Genomic DNA, 16389 nt, shown 5'->3' with positions numbered 1-16389 from the left:
GCGGCAGATGGGATTCTCCGGGTTTCGCGTCATCAAGGAGGCCCTGACCGGGCATCGGGGCTGGGCCCCGCTGTGGCGCGATCCGGCGCCGCGGGCGCAATATGACATCGTCATCGTGGGTGGCGGCGGCCATGGGCTGGCCACGGCCTATTTCCTGGCGAAACTCTATGGCCAGCATCGCGTGGCGGTGCTGGAAAAGGGCTGGCTGGGGGGCGGCAACATCGGCCGCAACACCACCATCATCCGCTCGAACTACCTGCTGCCCGGCAACCAGCCTTTCTATGAGCTGTCGATGCAGCACTGGGAACGGCAAGAGCAGGATCTGAACTTCAATTCGATGGTCAGCCAGCGCGGCATCATCAACCTGATCCACAGCGACGCGCAGCGCGACAGCTACCGTCGGCGGGGCAACTCGATGATGCTGACCGGGGCGGGCGCCCGCCTGCTGGACCGCGACGAGCTGCGCCAGATGGTGCCCTTCCTGAACTACGACAACGCGCGCTTTCCCATCAAGGGCGGGCTGATGCAGACCCGCGCGGGCACGGCGCGGCACGACGGCGTCGCCTGGGGCTATGCCCGGGCCGCCGACCAGATGGGCGTCGACATCATCCAGAACTGCGAGGTGACCGGGTTCCGCATCGAGGGCGGCAAGGTGCGGGGTGTCGAGACCACGCGCGGCTATATCGGTGCGGGCAAGGTGGGCGTGGCGGTGGCCGGGTCGTCGGGGCGCGTCATGGCCATGGCCGGGATGCGCCTGCCGATCGAAAGCCACGTCTTGCAGGCCTTCGTCAGCGAGGGGCTGAAGCCGGTGATCCCCGGGGTCATCACCTTTGGCGCCGGGCATTTCTACATCAGCCAGTCGGACAAGGGCGGGCTGGTCTTCGGCGGCGACATCGACGGCTACAACAGCTATGCGCAGCGCGGCAACCTGCCGGTGATCGAGGATGTGGCCGAGGGTGGCATGGCCCTGATGCCGATGATCGGCCGCGCCCGGTTGCTGCGCAACTGGGGCGGGGTCATGGACATGTCCATGGACGGCTCGCCGATCATCGACCGCACGCCGGTCGAGGGGCTCTATTTCAACGGCGGCTGGTGTTACGGCGGCTTCAAGGCCACGCCCGCCTCGGGCCATGTCTTTGCCCATCTGCTGGCCACCGACATCCCCCATGACACCGCCACCGCCTTCCGCCTGGACCGCTTCGCCCGCGGCCACCTGATCGACGAACGCGGCGCTGGCGCGCAGCCCAACCTGCACTGAGGTCCCGATGCTGATCCCCCATCCCCTTCTGGGCCTGCGAGACGCGCAGGAGTTTACCTATCTCGGCGATGCCGCCCTTCTGAACCGCCCCGACCCGGCGGCGGGCGAGGCGGCCTTCGCCGATTACGTCTACCTGCGCGACAACCCGGCCGGTGTGCACCGCGAGCTGTGGTTCCACGAACAGGGCGACCGGTCCTGGCTGGTGGTCACCCGCAACACCCTGACCCATGAGATCCTGGGCGCCGAACTGGCCCGCGACGTGAAGCTGGGGGATACCGCATGAGCCGCCTGGACCTCTCGCACAGCCGCGACGCGCTGATCGACCGCAACCGCCCGCTGTCCTTCACCTTCGATGGCCGCCGCTACACTGGCTTTGCCGGTGACACGCTCGCCTCCGCCCTGATGGCCAATGGGGTGCAGCTGGTCGGGCGCAGCTTCAAGTACCATCGCCCGCGCGGCATCTTTTCCGCCGGGTCGGAGGAGCCGAACGCCTTGGTCACCCTGCGCAGTGGCGCCCGGGCCGAGCCCAACACCCGCGCCACGATGGTAGAGCTGTTCGACGGGCTGGAGGCCAGCAGCCAGAGCCATGTCGGCGGGTTGAAACACGACCTGATGGCGGTCAACGACCTGGCGGCGCCCTTCCTGTCGGCGGGGTTCTATTACAAGACCTTCATGTGGCCGCGCGCCTTCTGGGAAAAGCTGTACGAGCCTGCGATCCGCCGCGCCGCCGGGCTGGGCAAACTGTCGATGCAGGCCGATCCCGATGCCTACGACCGGGGGTTCCTGCACCCGGACCTCTTGGTGATCGGCGCGGGGGCGGCGGGGCTGATGGCCGCGCTGACCGCCGCACGGGCCGGGGCCGAGGTGGTTCTGGCCGACGAGGATGCGCGCATGGGCGGGCGCCTGCTGGCCGAAGGCGGGCTGTTGGACGGGGCGCCCGCGCCCCAATGGGTCGCCCAGGTGCTGGCCGAGCTGGCCTCGTTGCCCAATGTCCGGCTGATGCCGCGCACCACGGTCTTCGGCGTCTATGATCACGGGATCTATGGCGCGGTGGAACGGGTCTCGGACCATCTGGCCACCCCCGGCGATCAGGTGCGCCAGACCCTGTGGCGCATCACCGCCAAGCGCGCGATCCTGGCCACAGGGGCGACCGAGCGGCATATCCCCTTCGCCGACAATGACCGCCCCGGCGTTCTGCTGTCCGGCGCCCTGCGCGCCTATGCCAACCGCTGGGGGGTGACGCCGCAGGCGCGGGCCGCCGATCCGGTGCTGATCTTCACCAACAACGATGACGGCCACCGCACCGCTCAGGCCCTGCTGGCGCGGGGCGTGGCGCTGGCCGGTGTGATCGACAGCCGCAGCGGCGCGCGCAGCCTGGGCGGCTATGTGACCCACGCAGGCGCGGTGGTGACCGGCACCAGGGGCCGTCACGGGCTGCGCCGGGCGCAGATCCGCACCGCCGATGGCCGCGAAAGCTGGATCCCCTGTGGGGTGCTGGGCGTCGCGGGGGGCTGGAACCCCAATGTGCAGCTGGCCTCGCACCACCGGGGCCGCCCGGTCTGGGACGGTGAGCGGCTGACCTTCCTGCCCGGCGCCGATGGCCCCGCCGGGCTGCTCCCCGCAGGGGCCGCGCGCGGCGAGGGCAGCACCGCCGCCGCCCTGGCCGATGGTCTGCGCGCCGCCCGCGAGGCGCTGGCGCAGCTGGACCTGGTGGCCCCCAGCCCCGCCCTGCCGCAGGCCGAGGAGGAGCCCGGCGCCATTGCCGCGCTCTGGCATGTGCCGGGCAAGCGCCGCGCCTGGGTCGATCTGCAAAACGACGTGACGGTCAAGGACATCAAGCTGTCGCACCAGGAGAACATGCGCTCGGTCGAGCACATGAAACGCTGGACGACCCTGGGCATGGCCACCGATCAGGGCAAGACCTCGAACGTCACGGCCCTGGCGGTGATGGCCGAGCTGACGGGCAATGGCATTGCCCGCACCGGGACCACCGTCTTCCGCCCGCCCTATACCCCCGTCGCCCTGTCGGTGCTGGGCGGTGGCGACACTGGCGCCAACTTCCGCCCGCGGCGCCTGACGCCCACGCACCACTGGGCCGAAGCCAACGGCGCGACCTTCGTCGAGGTGGGCCCATGGATGCGCGCCCAATGGTACGCGCAGCCCGGCGAGACCCACTGGCGCCAAAGCGTGGATCGTGAGGCGCTGGCGGTGCGCGCCGCCGTGGGTCTGTGCGACGTCACCACCCTGGGCAAGATCGACGTGCAGGGCCCCGATGCGGCCACCTTCCTGGACCGGATCTATGCCAACACCATGTCGACCCTGAAACCGGGCCGCGTGCGCTATGGGCTGATGCTGCGCGAGGATGGGTTCCTCTATGACGACGGCACCTGTGCCTGCCTGGCCGAGGGGCATTACGTGGTCACCACCACCACCGGCAACGCGGGCCTGGTCTTCCAGCGGATGGAATTTGCCCGCCAGTGTCTCTGGCCCGAGCTGGACGTCACCCTGATTTCCACGACCGACGCCTGGGCTCAGATCGCCGTGGCCGGGCCGAGGTCGCGCGCCCTGCTGGAGCGGGTGGTGGACGATTTCGACCTGTCGAACGCCGCCTTCCCCTTCATGGCCTGCGCCGAGCTGACGGTCTGCGGCGGATTGCCCGCGCGACTCTTCCGTATCTCCTTCTCGGGCGAACTGGCCTATGAGCTGGCGGTGCCCGCCCGCTATGGCCACGCCCTGATGGAGCGGCTGATGGAACGCGGCGCCGATCTGGGCGTGACCCCCTACGGGACCGAGGCGCTGGCGGTGCTGCGGATCGAGAAGGGCCATGCCGCAGGGGCCGAGCTGAACGGCCAGACCACCGCCGCCATGCTGGGGCTGGGGCGGATGGTATCCGCCAAGAAGGACGCGATCGGCGCGGTGATGTCGCGGCGCGAGGGGCTGGCGGACGACGCCCGCCGCCTGGTCGGGCTGCAACCGCTGGACCCGGCCGAGAAGCTGCCCGCGGGCGCCCATCTTTTCGCGGCGGAGGCGGTGCAAAGCCTGGCCAGTGATCAGGGCTGGATCACCTCGGCCTGCTATTCGCCGCATCTGCAAAGCTACATCGCGCTTGGCCTCCTGGAAAAGGGCGATCAGCGCCTGGGCGAGGTGATCCGCTGTGCCAACCCGCTGGAAGGGCAGGACATTTTGGCCCGCGTCGTTCCGGCCCATTTCGTCGATCCCGAAGGAGGGCGACTGCGTGACTGACCTGATCCCCATGGGCGCCCTGGGCACCCCCGAGCCCGCCCGCGCGCAATTCGGCGCCCTGAGCCTAGGCGAGAATGCCGCACTGATGCTGATCGCCGTGGCCACCCGCCCCGGCACCCCCGCGCCGCATCCCCTGGGCCTGCGCCTGCCGGGGCCGGGGCTGTGGTCGCAGGGGCAGGGGGCGGCGGCCTTCTGGACCGGGCCGGGGCAATGGATGATCGAGACCGATGTGCCCGACCATGCCGAACGCCTGCGCGACGCGATCCGTAGCGCGCCGGGCGCCCGGCTGACCGACCAGTCCGATGGCTGGGTCTGTGTCGAGGTCACCTCGGACGCGGGCGCCGCGCCGATCCGGGCGCTGCTGGAGCGGCTGGTGAACCTGGCCCCCGATCAGATCGCCCCGGGCCATGCCACCCGCACCCTGCTGCATCACCTGGGCTGCGTGCTGATCCGTCGCGCCGAGGACCGGCTGGCGGTTCTGGCGCCGCGGTCGAGCGCCGCCAGCCTGTGGCACGCGCTTTGCGAGACCGCAGAGCGCCAGGCCGGGGCCTGCGACGCCGCGTGAGGGTGTGATGGGCTCTGGACAGGGGCGCGCGCAGCAGGTTCACTCCGGCCCGGAACGGCAAGGGGAATTGCGATGCACGCCAGCGACCGCCAGCCCGGCATCTTCGACGGCCATAACGACCTGATTCTGCGGCTGATCACCGGCAAGGTGACCGCCGCCCAGGTGCGCGACGGGCTGGGCAGCGGCCATATCGACCTGCCGCGCGCCCGGGCGGGCGGGCTGGCCGGGGGCTTTTTCGCCATCTTCGTGCCCAGCCCGCCGGAACACGGCATGTCGATGGCCGATCTGGCCAAGCCGCAATATGACATTCCCCTGCCGCCGCCCCTGCACCAGGCCTATGCGCGCGAGATGACCGAACAGGGCTTCGCCGCCGCCCGCGCCCTGGAAGAGGTGGGGGTGATCCGCATCTGCACCGATGCGGACACGCTAGAGGCGGCCCTGGCCGGGCCGGAGATGGCCGCCGTGCTGCATATCGAAGGGGCCGAGGCGATCGGGCCGGGGATCGAGGAACTGGAGGGGTTCCATGCCCGGGGCCTGCGCTCGCTCGGGCCGGTGTGGTCGCGGCCCACGATCTTTGCCGAGGGGGTGCCCTTCCGCTATCCCGCGGATCCCGACATCGGCGGCGGTCTGACCCAGGCGGGGCGGCGTCTGGTGGCGGAATGCAACCGGCTGGGGATCCTGATCGACCTGTCGCATCTGAACGCCGCCGGGGTGGCGGATGTGGCGGCGCTGAGCGATGCGCCCCTGGTGGCCACCCATTCCAACGCCTGGGCCATCTGCCCCCATGCGCGCAACCTGACCGACGATCAGCTGCGCAGGATCGCCGAAAGCGACGGCATGGTGGGGATCAACCTGGCGACCGGGTTCCTGCGGCCCGACGGGCAGATGACGGCGGATACCCCGCTGGAGATGCTGTTGCGCCACCTGGATCATCTGATCGGGATCCTGGGCGAGGATCGTGTCGGCTTCGGCTCGGACTTCGACGGGGCGATCATTCCCCAGGCCCTCGGCGATTGCGCCGGTCTGCCCGTGCTGCGGGCGGCGATGCGCGCCCATGGGATCGACGATGCGCTGATGGACAAGCTGTGCCATGGCAATTGGCTGGCGGTGCTGCGCCGGACCTGGAAGGGCTGATCTTGCTTCGGCGGGGGGATCGGCCTGCGGCCGATGCCTGCCTCCGGCGGGGATATTTTTGGCAATGAGAAAGGGTGGGGTCCGGCGCGTGGCCCCGGGCGCGGCGCGCGGGCGTCCTTTGGTGGCTCAGCCGCTGTCCTCGCTCAGTTCGGCGGGGCGCGGGGCCTGGCCCCGGGCGACCCAGCGGTGCAGGGCGGCCACGGCGCCGGGGGGGTCGCGGGCGTCGAGGCAGCGGCGCAGCTCTGCCAGGGCGGCGGCGACCTCGATCTGCGACAGGTGATCCTCGCGGGCGCGCAGGATCCTGGGGTGGGGCGTGCCGTCCAGCGCCGGGGCGATCAGCAGGTCTTCGGTCAGTTTCTCGCCCGGGCGCAGGCCGGTGAAGCGGATCTCGATTTCGTCTTCCGGGGCCGGGCTGGGTGCCTCTGGTGGGGGCGCCTCTGGCCCGTCGGGGGGCAGGCGCGGCACCTTGCCCGCGCCGCGGATCATCCGGCAGGCCAGATCCAGGATCCGCTGCGGCGCGCCCATATCCAGCACGAAGACCTCGCCCCCCCGGGCGCGGGCGCCCGCCAGCAGGGTCAGCCGCACCGCCTCGGCGCAGGTCATGAAATAGCGGGTCATCTGGGGATGGGTCACCGTCACCGGCCCGCCCGCCGCGATCTGGGCGGCAAAGCGCGGGATGACCGAGCCCGAGGAGCCAAGCACATTGCCGAAGCGCACCATGGCAAAGCGGGTGTCGGGGCTGCGGGTGGCCAGGTCCTGCACCACCTCTTCGGCCAGGCGTTTGGCCGCCCCCATGACCGAGCCGGGGCGCACCGCCTTGTCGGTCGAGATCAGGAGGAAGCGGGCCACCCCGGCACGGCGCGCCGCCTCGGCCAGGGTCTGGGTGCCCAGGACGTTGGTGCGGATCCCCTCCAGCGGGTGGGCCTCGACCAGGGGGACGTGTTTCAGGGCGGCGGCGTGAAAGATCGTGTCGATGCCTTCCGTCGCCAACAGCTCGTCCAGCAGGGGGGCGTCGGTGACCGAGCCCAGGACCGGGCGCAGGCGGGTGGCGGCGTGGGGCGTGGTGGCCTCCAGTTCCGTGGTGATCGTGTAGAGGGCCAGTTCGCCCTGGTCGAGCAGCACCAGCCGGGCCGGGCCGAGGCGCAGCAGCTGGCGACAAAGCTCGGACCCGATCGAGCCACCGGCGCCGGTGACCAGGATGCGCCGCCCGGCGTAGCTGTCGCGCACCTCGGGCAGCTGGCGTTCCAGATCGGCGCGGCCCAGCAGGCGGGGCAGGTCGGGGGGCGCGCCCTCTTCGCCGCCCCAGAGGCGGGCGGCAAAGCCCGGCAGGCTGAGCACCTCGCAGGGCAGGTCGGCGAGGGTGGCGCGGGCGTGGGGCCAGGCGGCGCGGGGCAGGGCCAGGACGATCTGATCGGGGGGCTGGCGGGCCACCAGCGCCCTGGCCCGGGTGGGGGAATGCACCGGCAGGCCGCCCAGGCGCTGGCCCTGCTTGCGCGGGTCTTCATCCAGGAAGCCAAGGCAGCGGTGGTGGCGGTCGCCCGCCAGGGCGGCGGCCAGTTGCAGCCCGCGCTGGCCCGCGCCCCAGATCAGGATCCGCGTCGGCGCCCGGGCCGCCGCATGGGCGCGCAGGGCCAGGGCCAGCAGGGCCTGGCGCCCGGCGATGGCCGCCAGCGCCCAAAGCGGCGGCAGCAGCAGGGCCGGGGCCAGGGTGGGCGCGCCGCGCAGGCCCTGCCAAAGCGCCAGCGCTGCCGCCAGTGCCGCTGCCAGACCCAGGCAGCGGGGCAGGCCGCGCAGGGCGAAGGCGCGCAGCCGCAGCCGGTCGAGGCCCAGAAGCGGGCCACCCGCCGCCACGAGGCCCAGCCCCGGCAGCAGCAGGTCGGGCGAGGCCAGACCGGGCAGGCCCAGGGCCAGCAGGCCCCAGGCCAGGAGCACGGCGCCCAGATCCAGGCCGCGCAGGATCCGCGCCTTGGCGCGCGGGCCGAGGCGGGTCAGGGTCCGGGCCAGCCGAGGCCCGGGGGGGAGGGCGTTGCGGTGCGCTTGATCAGGGCGGCGGCGCCGGGCGGGCCAGATAGTGCGGGCCAGGATCCACAGGTCCAGGCCCAGGCTACGGCGGCGGGCGTACCACAGATCCAGCCGCGCTTTGGCGGGCAGGCAGCGGGCCAGGTAGATCCTTTCGGTTTCCACGGCATCGCGGCAGGGGGCCAGCAGCGCCGCCTCGCGGGCGTGGAAACGCAGGGTGGCCAGGCCGGTCAGCCCGGGGCGGCTGCGCAGCACCTGGGCGAAAAGCGCCGGGCGGGCGGCCACATGGGCGCGCAGGGGCGGGCGCGGGCCTATCAGGGTGATCTCGCCGCGCAGGAGGTTCCACAGCTGCGGCAGCTCGTCCAGGCGCCAGCGGCGCAGGTGGCGGCCCAGGGGGGTGATCCGCCGCGCCTTGTCGCCGCCGGTGACGCCCCGGTCGCGCGGGTCGGGGGCCATGGTGCGAAACTTCCACAGGATGAAGGGGCGGTCGGGGCAAAGCATCCGTTCCGCCGGGTAGAGGACCGGGGCTCCGTCGCAAAGCCAGACCAGCGCCGCCAGCAGCAGAAGCAGGGGCCAGAGGCAGGCCAGCAGGGTCAGGGTGACCGCCAGGTCCAGCGCCCGCCGTCCGGGGGGCAGCGGCGCGGGGCGCGGGGTGTCCTGTGGGGACACGGGGGGGCGGGTCCGGTCGGAGGCGGTCATCGGCCCCCCTCGGCGCGGTGCCACTGGGCCAGCAGGGCGGCGGCATCGGCGCTGTCGGGCAGCGGGCCGGTCAGGCGGTCCAGCCGGGTGGTGTCCAGTGACAGAAGCGGCAGAGCCCGGGTCGGGGCCGGGCGCCAGAGCACCTCGCGCCCGGCGGCGCGGGCGATCTCGGCCATGGCCACCGGGGTGGGCCCGGCGAGGTTCAGCACCGGCGGCAGGGCGGCGGCGGGCAGGCGCAGGAGGGCGGCGAGGCAGCGGGCCAGATCCTCGATCCCCAGGTAGGACCGGCGGGGGCCCTCGCCCTCGGCCCCGCCCGGGTCCTCGCCGAAACGGTCGAGGGTGACTGGCCCGGGCTGGGCCAGGGCGCGGGCCAGGCTGTCGGCCCCCGCCACATTGCCCAGGCGCAGGATCAGGCTGCGCGGCTCGGACGGGGGGGCGGTATCCGCTCTGGCGGGCCCCTCCTCGGGGCCGGGGGCGCAAGTGCCCTGACGGGCGTGCCAGTCGCGTATCGCCTGTTCCATCTCGACCTTGGCGGCTCCATAGGGGCCAAGGGGGGCCAGGGGGGCGTCTTCGCGCGCCGGGGCGCCGGTCAGCCCGGCCTGCACCGCGCCGCTGGAGAGGTGGATGACCCGCTCTGCCCCGACCCGCCGCGCCAGATGCAGCGCCGCGCGGGCCAGCGCGGCATTCTGCGCCAGCGCCACCTGCGGCCCCGAGGTGACCCCCCAAAGCGCCAGCACCGCCCGCGCCCGCAACCCCTCTGGCAGGGGGCGCCCGGGGTGCCATTTCAGGCTGTCCGGTCCGTCCGCCCCGCGGCGGCATTGCCACAGCAGGCGCGGCGCGCGCGGCCCTGCGTCCGGCGGCAGCAGCCCGGCGCTCAATGCCTCGGACCCGGCCAGGGCACCGCGCAGCAGACGCCCGACCCGGCCCGTGCTTCCCAGGACCAGCACATCGACCGTCTCCATCGCTTTCCATGTCATGGGCGCAGCATGGGCAGGGCGGGGTTAAGGATCCGTTCCCGCGCGCGCGAGGCGGCGGCGGCGCCCGGGCGAATGGCGACAATTGGAGGTGTTAGGGCGCCGGTAAGGGGCAGGGGGTAGCCTGGGGATGGGTGAGTACAGAGGTGGTAGGATGAGTGGGCCAAGCAATGCCCAGCCGATCATCATCAAGAAGGTGAAGAAGGGCGGCGGTGATGGACACCACGGCGGCGCCTGGAAAGTGGCCTATGCCGATTTCGTCACGGCCATGATGGCCTTCTTCCTGTTGATGTGGCTGTTGAACGCGACGACGGAAAAGCAACGCAAGGGGATCGCGGATTACTTCAGTCCGACGATCCCGCTGAACCGGGTCTCTGGCGGGGGTGATGGCGCCTTTGGCGGCGAAAGCACCTTTTCCGAGATGGCCCTGCCGCAGGTCGGCACCGGGGCCACCTCTCTGAACCCCACCCCCGAGGACAAGGCCTCGGGGCGCGAGGCGCAGGAAGAGGCCGAGGCCGAGCAGCAGCGCCAGCTGGACGAGATCGAGAAGATCCTGCGCGGCCAGACCGGGGAAAGCGATGTGCACCCCGAAATGCTGCGCCATATCGTGACCCGCGTCACCGACGAGGGGCTGGTGATCGAGCTGTTCGAGACCGAGGATGTGCCGCTGTTCGAAGACGAGACGGCGGAACCCACGGCCCTGCTGGAAGAGATGGCGGCGATGCTGGTGCGGGTGACCTCGCTGGTGACCAACGAAATGGCGATCGAGGGCCATGTCCACGCCCGCCCCGTGGTCCTGAGCGAGAACCCGGTGTGGGAGCTGTCGACCCTGCGCGCCCAGGAGATGCGCAAGCTGATGTTGCAACAGGGCCTGTCGGGCCGCCGCGTGGCCCGGGTGACCGGCCATGCGGACCGCGAGCTGGCCGACCGTAACCCGATGGCGGCGCGCAACGACCGGCTGGAAATCATCCTGCTGCGCGACGGCAAGTGAGGCCCTGCGCCTGGCGGCGGCCCGGAGGGCGGCCCGGCGGGCCACCGCATCGGGGCGCGACCGCCCGCCGGGCCAAGGGCGCGCCACGAAAAAAGGCCCGGGCGATCACCCGGGCCAGGCGCTGGCCGGATCTTGCGACCGATGGCCAACGGGGAGAGGTTCCTTGGATATCCGGTCCCTTAGATATCCAGCGTGTTGTCCTTCTCCCAGCGGGAGAAGTGGGACACAAAGCTGTTCCATTCCTGGTGCTTCATCTTGGCATAGGATTTCGAGAACCCTTCGCCCAGCATGGCCTGCAATTCCTCGTCCGCCTCGAAGGCGCGGATGGCATCCAGCAGGTTCAGCGGCAGCTTCGGCGCCCCGGTGATCGTGTGGCCCTCGGCGTACATGTCGATGTCATAGCGTGGCCCCGGATCCGCCTTGGAGCGGATGCCCGACAGGCCTGCGGCAATGATTACCGATTGCAGCAGATAGGGGTTGGCGGCGCCATCGGGCAGGCGCAGTTCGAACCGGCCGGGGCCGGGGACGCGCACCATGTGGGTGCGGTTGTTGCCGGTCCAGGTGACGGTATTGGGCGCCCAGGTGGCGCCCGACATGGTGCGCGGCGCATTGATCCGCTTGTAGCTGTTCACCGTGGGATTGGTCAGCGCCGCCAGCGCCTCGGCGTGTTTCATGATGCCGCCGAGGAAGTGGCCGCCGCGTTCGGACAGCCCCACTTCGCCGATCTGGCCGCCCGCATCCCCGGCGAAGGCATTGACCTTGCCCTCCAGATCCCAGACCGAGATATGGGCGTGGCAGCCATTGCCGGTCAGCCCTTCGATGGGTTTCGGCATGAAGGTGGCGCGGAAGCCGTGCTTTTCGGCCACGGATTTCACCATGAACTTGAAGAAGCTGTGGCGGTCGGCGGTGACCAGGGCGTCGTCAAATTCCCAGTTCATCTCGAACTGGCCATTGGCGTCTTCGTGGTCGTTCTGGTAGGGGCCCCAGCCCAGATCCAGCATGTAATCGCAGATCTCGCTGATCACGTCATAGCGGCGCATCACGGCCTGCTGGTCGTAACAGGGCTTCTCGGCGGTATCGAAGGGGTCGGAGATCACATCGCCCTCGGGGGTCAGCAGAAAGAACTCGGCCTCGATGCCGGTCTTGACGCGCAGACCCTCCTTGGCGGCCTCGGCCACCAGGCCCCGCAGCACGTTGCGCGGCGCCTGGGCCACGTCCTGGCCTTCCATCACGCAGTTGGCGGCGACCCAGGCGACCTCGGGCTTCCAGGGCAGCTGGATCACCGTGGTGGGATCGGGCACCGCCAGCATGTCGGGGTGGGCCGGGGTCATGTCCAGCCAGGTGGCGAAACCAGCGAAGCCCGCGCCATCCTCGACCATGTCGGCAATGGCGGCGGCGGGGACCAGTTTGGCCCGCTGCCCGCCGAACAGGTCGGTGTAAGAGATCATGAAATACTTGACGCCCTTCTCTTTCGCGAAGGCGGTGAGGTCGGTCATAGCGTGTCCTTTCCCTGTCGTGTCGCGGGGGTCTGGCGCCCCGTCTGTCGATCCATTCGTCTTGGTCGTCTGCCGCTGGCGGAAGGTGGATTTCATCCACCCTACGGGTGCGTCCGGCGTAGGGTGGATGAAATCCACCGTCCCGGCCTGGCCCGAGGGCGAACGGCGGGGATCTCTCCCCGCCGCCCGTTCAGAACCCGGGCTTGCCCGGCCACCAGTTTGTCCCGGCCAGGGGCACCTGCGCCATGGCCGCGGCCTCCATCGTCAGGGCGCAGAGGTCTTCCGGCTCAAGATTGTGCAGATGGCTCTTGCCGCAGGCGCGGGCCAAGGTCTGGGCCTCCAGCGTCATGACGTTCAGGTAGTTGCGCAGCCGCCGCCCGGCGGCCTCGGGGTCCAGCCGGGCCATCAGCTCGGGATCCTGGGTGGTGATCCCCGCCGGGTCGCGGCCCTCGTGCCAGTCGTCATAGGCCCCGGCGGTGGTGCCCAGCTTCTGATACTCGGCCTCCCACTTGGGATCGTTGTCGCCAAGCGCAATCAGCGCCGCCGTGCCGATCGAGACCGCGTCGGCGCCAAGCGCCAGCGCCTTGGCCACATCGGCCCCGGTGCGGATGCCGCCCGAAACCACCAGCTGTACCTCGCGGTGAAGCCCGAGATCCTGCAACGCCTGCACGGCGGGGCGGATACAGGCCAGCGTCGGCTGGCCCACGTGTTCGATGAAGACATCCTGCGTGGCCGCCGTGCCGCCCTGCATCCCGTCCAGCACGATCACGTCGGCGCCTGCCTTCACCGCCAGGGCGGTGTCGTAATAGGGGCGCGCGCCACCGACCTTGATGTAGATCGGCTTTTCCCAGTTGGTGATCTCGCGCAGCTCCAGGATCTTGATCTCCAGGTCATCCGGCCCGGTCCAGTCGGGGTGGCGACAGGCGGACCGCTGGTCGATCCCCACGGGCAGGTCGCGCATCCCCGCGACCCGTTCGGTGATCTTCTGACCCAGCAACATGCCGCCGCCGCCGGGCTTGGCGCCCTGGCCCACCACCACCTCGATGGCATCGGCACGGCGCAGGTCGTCGGGGTTCATCCCGTAGCGCGAGGGCAGATACTGATAGACGAGCTTTTCGCTATGGCCGCGCTCTTCCTCGGTCATGCCGCCGTCGCCGGTGGTGGTCGATGTGCCCGCCATGCTGGCGCCCCGGCCCAGGGCCTCTTTCGCCGGGCCGGAGAGCGAACCGAAGGACATGCCGGCGATGGTCACCGGGATCTTCAGCTCGATGGGTTTCTTGGCAAAGCGCGTGCCCAACACAACGTCGGTGCCGCATTTCTCGCGGTAGCCTTCCAGCGGATAGCGGGAAATTGAGGCACCGAGGAACAGCAGGTCGTCGAAATGCGGCACCCGCCGCTTCGCGCCACCGCCGCGGATGTCGTAGATGCCGGTGGCTGCTGCGCGGCGGATCTCGGAATTGGTCTCTTTCGAGAAGGTCCAGGATTGGCGCGGTTCGGTCTGTGGGGTCTTGTCCATGTCGCGCTCCTCAATACTCGTCGGCGTGGTCGATGTTGAAATTGTAGAGCTTGCGGGCCGAGCCATAGCGCTTGAACTCTTCCGGCTTGGCGTCGGCACCGGCCTTGGCCAGCAGGTCGGCCAGGATCTCCAGGTGCTCGGGGCGCATCTCTTTCTCGATGCAGTCGGCGCCCAGGGATTTGACCGCGCCGCGCACGAAAAGGCGCGCCTCGTACAGGCTGTCGCCCAGGGCCTCGCCCGCGTCGCCCAGCACCACCAGGTTGCCCTTCTGCGCCATGAAGGCGGACATATGGCCGATGTTGCCATGCACCACGATGTCGATCCCCTTCATGGAAATCCCGCAGCGCGAAGAGGCATTGCCCTTGATCACCAGAAGCCCGCCATGGCCGGTGGCGCCCGCGTATTGGCTGGCGTCGCCCTCGATGATGACGGTGCCCGACATCATGTTCTCGGCCACGCCCGGCCCGGCCGAGCCTTCCACATGCACGGTGGCTTCCTTGTTCATGCCCGCGCAGTAGTACCCGGTCGAGCCTTTCACCGTGACCTCCAGCGGGCCATCAAGGCCACAGGCCACCGCATGGCTGCCGCGCGGATTGGTGATCTCGTAGGGTTCGTTGGCCTGGGCCTTGGCGGCGCCTTGCAGGGTCTGGTTGACCTCGCGCAGCTCGACTTGCGACATATCGAGGGTGGGCATGGCTCAGCGCTCCCAGAAATAGACGGTGGCGGGTTCGGGTTCCCAGACGCGGGCGGTGTCGATGCCCGGCAGGTCGGCGAAGGCGCGGTATTCGCTGGCGAAGGCGACGTAATCGTCGGTTTCGGCCATGACGGCCGGCTTGCAGGCGATGGGATCACGCACCACGCCGAAACCGTTCTTGGTGCCGGTGACGAAGGTGAAGAATCCGTCGAGGTCTTTCAGGGTGCCTTCCAGGGCCTCGCCCAGGGTCGCGCCCTCGGCAATGCGCGAGGAGATATAGGCCGCGCCCACCTCGGTATCGTTCTCGGTCTTGGTGAAGACGCCCTTCTTGGCCAGACGGCGGCGCATGTCGTTATGGTTCGACAGGGATCCGTTGTGGACCAGGCACTGATCCTCGGCGGTCGAGAAGGGGTGCGCGCCGAGCGTCGTCACGGCCGACTCGGTCGCCATGCGGGTGTGGCCGATGCCATGGCTGCCGCCCATCTCGCGCAGACCGAAGCGGGCCGCCACATCCTTGGGCAGGCCGACCTCCTTGAAGATCTCCATGCTTTCGCCGATGCCCATGATGCGCAGGCCCCGGGCCTCGATCACCGCGATGGCCTCGGCCTCTTTCTCTGCGGGCACCAGCAGCACCGCATGGGTGTCTTTCAGCGTCATTTGCACCGGCACGCCCAGGGCGTCGTCCAGCGCTCCGTCGAGGCCCGCGAAGGCGGCGGGGTCATCGGATTGCACGGTGAATTTCAGACCGTCCACTGCATCCCCATAGATCGCGATCCCGGCGCTGTCGGGGCCGCGGTCGGTCATGGTGATCAGCATATCGGTCAGCATGTCGCCCAGGCGCGGGCGCAGCTCATCCTTCTTCAGGAAGAGGCCAACGATGCCACACATCTTCTTTCTCCATCACTGGGGGCCCGTCGCAGGCGGGGCCCCGTCATGACTTTCCTAGGAAGAGAGATGGTTTCCTGTAAAGAAAATAAATCGCCTGAGGGGAAAATGCGGCGGCAGGTCGCGGGGCGCCCGGGGGCTGGGCCCTGCGGCTGCCTGAAAATCGGGCAGATCTACTCGCGCTGCTGCGGATAGGTGATGATCGACAGATAGCGGATGGGGAATTGCAGCATCCCTTCCGGCCCATGGGGCGCATCCGAGTCGAAAAGCAGCGTATCGCCGGGCTCCAGCCGGTAGAGGCGGTCGCCGTGGCGATAGTCCAGCAGCCCGTCGAGCATGTAGAGCATCTCGATCCCCTCGTGCTGGAAGACGGGGAAACGGTCGCTCTCGCTGCTGAGCGTGATCAGGTAGGGTTCGACCACCACCCCGGACTTGTTCGAGCCGATATGGCCCAGCAGGTTGTACTGATGGCCCGCGCGGGTGCCCTCACGGTCGACCTCGGCGCCTTCGCCCGCCTTGGTATGGACGCAGCCGCGCGCCTCTTCATAGCCGGTGAACAGCTGCACCAGGGGCACGCGCAGGGCATGGGCCAGGGTCTGGATCGTGGCCAGCGAGGGCGAGATCACCCCGTTCTCGATCTTCGACAGCATCCCCACCGACAGGCCCGCCGCCTGGGCCAGATCGCCGCCGGTCATCCGCTGCCGCTTGCGCAGCTCGCGCACCTGGCGGCCGATGGCGGCCTCCAGCGTCTTCTCGCTGCGCTCGCGCAGGGCGTGCGGGTTCTGCCGCAGCTGCGCCGGGGTCTCGGGGGTGTCGGTCACGTGGGTCTCTCCGTTGGTGAAGGGTAAAAGAGCATGACGCGGGGCCGGTGAAAAGGTGGGCTGCGATGCGGCGCCCTTGGCACGGGCTGAAAGC

Annotated in this window: 13 protein-coding genes; 6 read left to right on the top strand and 7 right to left on the bottom strand. The window is 70.1% G+C overall.

Going from position 1 to position 16389, the window contains the following annotated elements; all coding sequences use genetic code 11:
• Positions 1-7 precede the first annotated feature (7 nt).
• The 5 genes from ACRARE_RS05345 (at position 8) to ACRARE_RS05325 (ending at position 6200) form a co-directional block, all read left to right on the top strand.
• Positions 8-1258 (top strand): sarcosine oxidase subunit beta family protein, encoded by a 1251-nt coding sequence (locus tag ACRARE_RS05345; protein ID WP_432655375.1) that lies wholly within the window; start codon positions 8-10, stop codon positions 1256-1258.
• A gap of 7 nt (positions 1259-1265) precedes the next feature.
• Positions 1266-1541 carry a sarcosine oxidase subunit delta gene (locus ACRARE_RS05340; RefSeq protein ID WP_432655374.1) on the top strand — a complete coding sequence of 92 codons (276 nt, stop codon included), beginning with the start codon at positions 1266-1268 and terminating at the stop codon, positions 1539-1541.
• Positions 1538-4501: a sarcosine oxidase subunit alpha family protein gene (locus ACRARE_RS05335; protein ID WP_432655373.1), complete on the top strand. Its 2964-nt coding sequence runs from the start codon at positions 1538-1540 to the stop codon at positions 4499-4501. The genes ACRARE_RS05340 and ACRARE_RS05335 overlap by 4 nt, the downstream gene beginning before the upstream one ends.
• The gene (locus ACRARE_RS05330; RefSeq protein WP_432655372.1) at positions 4494-5066 is read left to right on the top strand and encodes a sarcosine oxidase subunit gamma; all 573 of its coding nucleotides are present in this window, start codon (positions 4494-4496) and stop codon (positions 5064-5066) included. The genes ACRARE_RS05335 and ACRARE_RS05330 overlap by 8 nt, the downstream gene beginning before the upstream one ends.
• A 72-nt stretch (positions 5067-5138) precedes the next feature.
• Complete coding sequence (locus tag ACRARE_RS05325) at positions 5139-6200, top strand: dipeptidase (protein ID WP_432655371.1); 1062 nt, start codon at positions 5139-5141, stop codon at positions 6198-6200.
• A gap of 126 nt (positions 6201-6326) precedes the next feature.
• On the opposite strand, the gene ACRARE_RS05320 is transcribed toward ACRARE_RS05325, so the two are convergent.
• Both ACRARE_RS05320 and ACRARE_RS05315 read right to left on the bottom strand, forming a co-directional pair.
• On the bottom strand, positions 6327-8888 hold the full coding sequence (locus tag ACRARE_RS05320) for a polysaccharide biosynthesis protein (RefSeq protein ID WP_432655370.1): 2562 nt from the start codon (positions 8886-8888) through the stop codon (positions 6327-6329).
• A 26-nt stretch (positions 8889-8914) separates the two neighbouring features.
• Complete coding sequence (locus ACRARE_RS05315; RefSeq protein WP_432655369.1) at positions 8915-9895, bottom strand: NAD-dependent epimerase/dehydratase family protein; 981 nt, start codon at positions 9893-9895, stop codon at positions 8915-8917.
• 151 nt (positions 9896-10046) lie between these two features.
• Between ACRARE_RS05315 and ACRARE_RS05310 the strand changes: the two genes are divergently transcribed.
• Positions 10047-10883: a flagellar motor protein MotB gene (locus ACRARE_RS05310; RefSeq protein WP_432655368.1), complete on the top strand. Its 837-nt coding sequence runs from the start codon at positions 10047-10049 to the stop codon at positions 10881-10883.
• A 179-nt stretch (positions 10884-11062) separates the two neighbouring features.
• On the opposite strand, the gene glnT is transcribed toward ACRARE_RS05310, so the two are convergent.
• From glnT to ACRARE_RS05285, 5 genes are all read right to left on the bottom strand, one after another.
• Positions 11063-12379 (bottom strand): type III glutamate--ammonia ligase, encoded by a 1317-nt coding sequence (gene glnT, locus ACRARE_RS05305; protein ID WP_432655367.1) that lies wholly within the window; start codon positions 12377-12379, stop codon positions 11063-11065.
• A 190-nt stretch (positions 12380-12569) separates the two neighbouring features.
• On the bottom strand, positions 12570-13895 hold the full coding sequence (locus ACRARE_RS05300) for an FMN-binding glutamate synthase family protein (protein WP_432655366.1): 1326 nt from the start codon (positions 13893-13895) through the stop codon (positions 12570-12572).
• A gap of 10 nt (positions 13896-13905) precedes the next feature.
• The gene (locus tag ACRARE_RS05295) at positions 13906-14589 is read right to left on the bottom strand and encodes a GltB/FmdC/FwdC-like GXGXG domain-containing protein (protein WP_432655365.1); all 684 of its coding nucleotides are present in this window, start codon (positions 14587-14589) and stop codon (positions 13906-13908) included.
• Between the two features lie 3 nt (positions 14590-14592).
• Positions 14593-15477, bottom strand: a complete 885-nt coding sequence (locus ACRARE_RS05290; protein WP_432655364.1) for a class II glutamine amidotransferase — start codon at positions 15475-15477, stop codon at positions 14593-14595.
• A 170-nt stretch (positions 15478-15647) separates the two neighbouring features.
• Entirely contained in the window at positions 15648-16295 is a 648-nt protein-coding gene (locus ACRARE_RS05285) for a helix-turn-helix domain-containing protein (RefSeq protein ID WP_432655363.1), read from the bottom strand.
• Between the last annotated feature and the right edge of the window lie 94 nt (positions 16296-16389).

It is taken from the genome of Pseudooceanicola aquaeponti, assembly GCF_050897975.1.
Taxonomy (GTDB): Bacteria; Pseudomonadota; Alphaproteobacteria; order Rhodobacterales; family Rhodobacteraceae; genus Pseudooceanicola.
The sequence above is the reverse complement of the archived record's forward strand: the minus strand, read 5'-3'. Positions and strand labels throughout refer to the sequence as shown.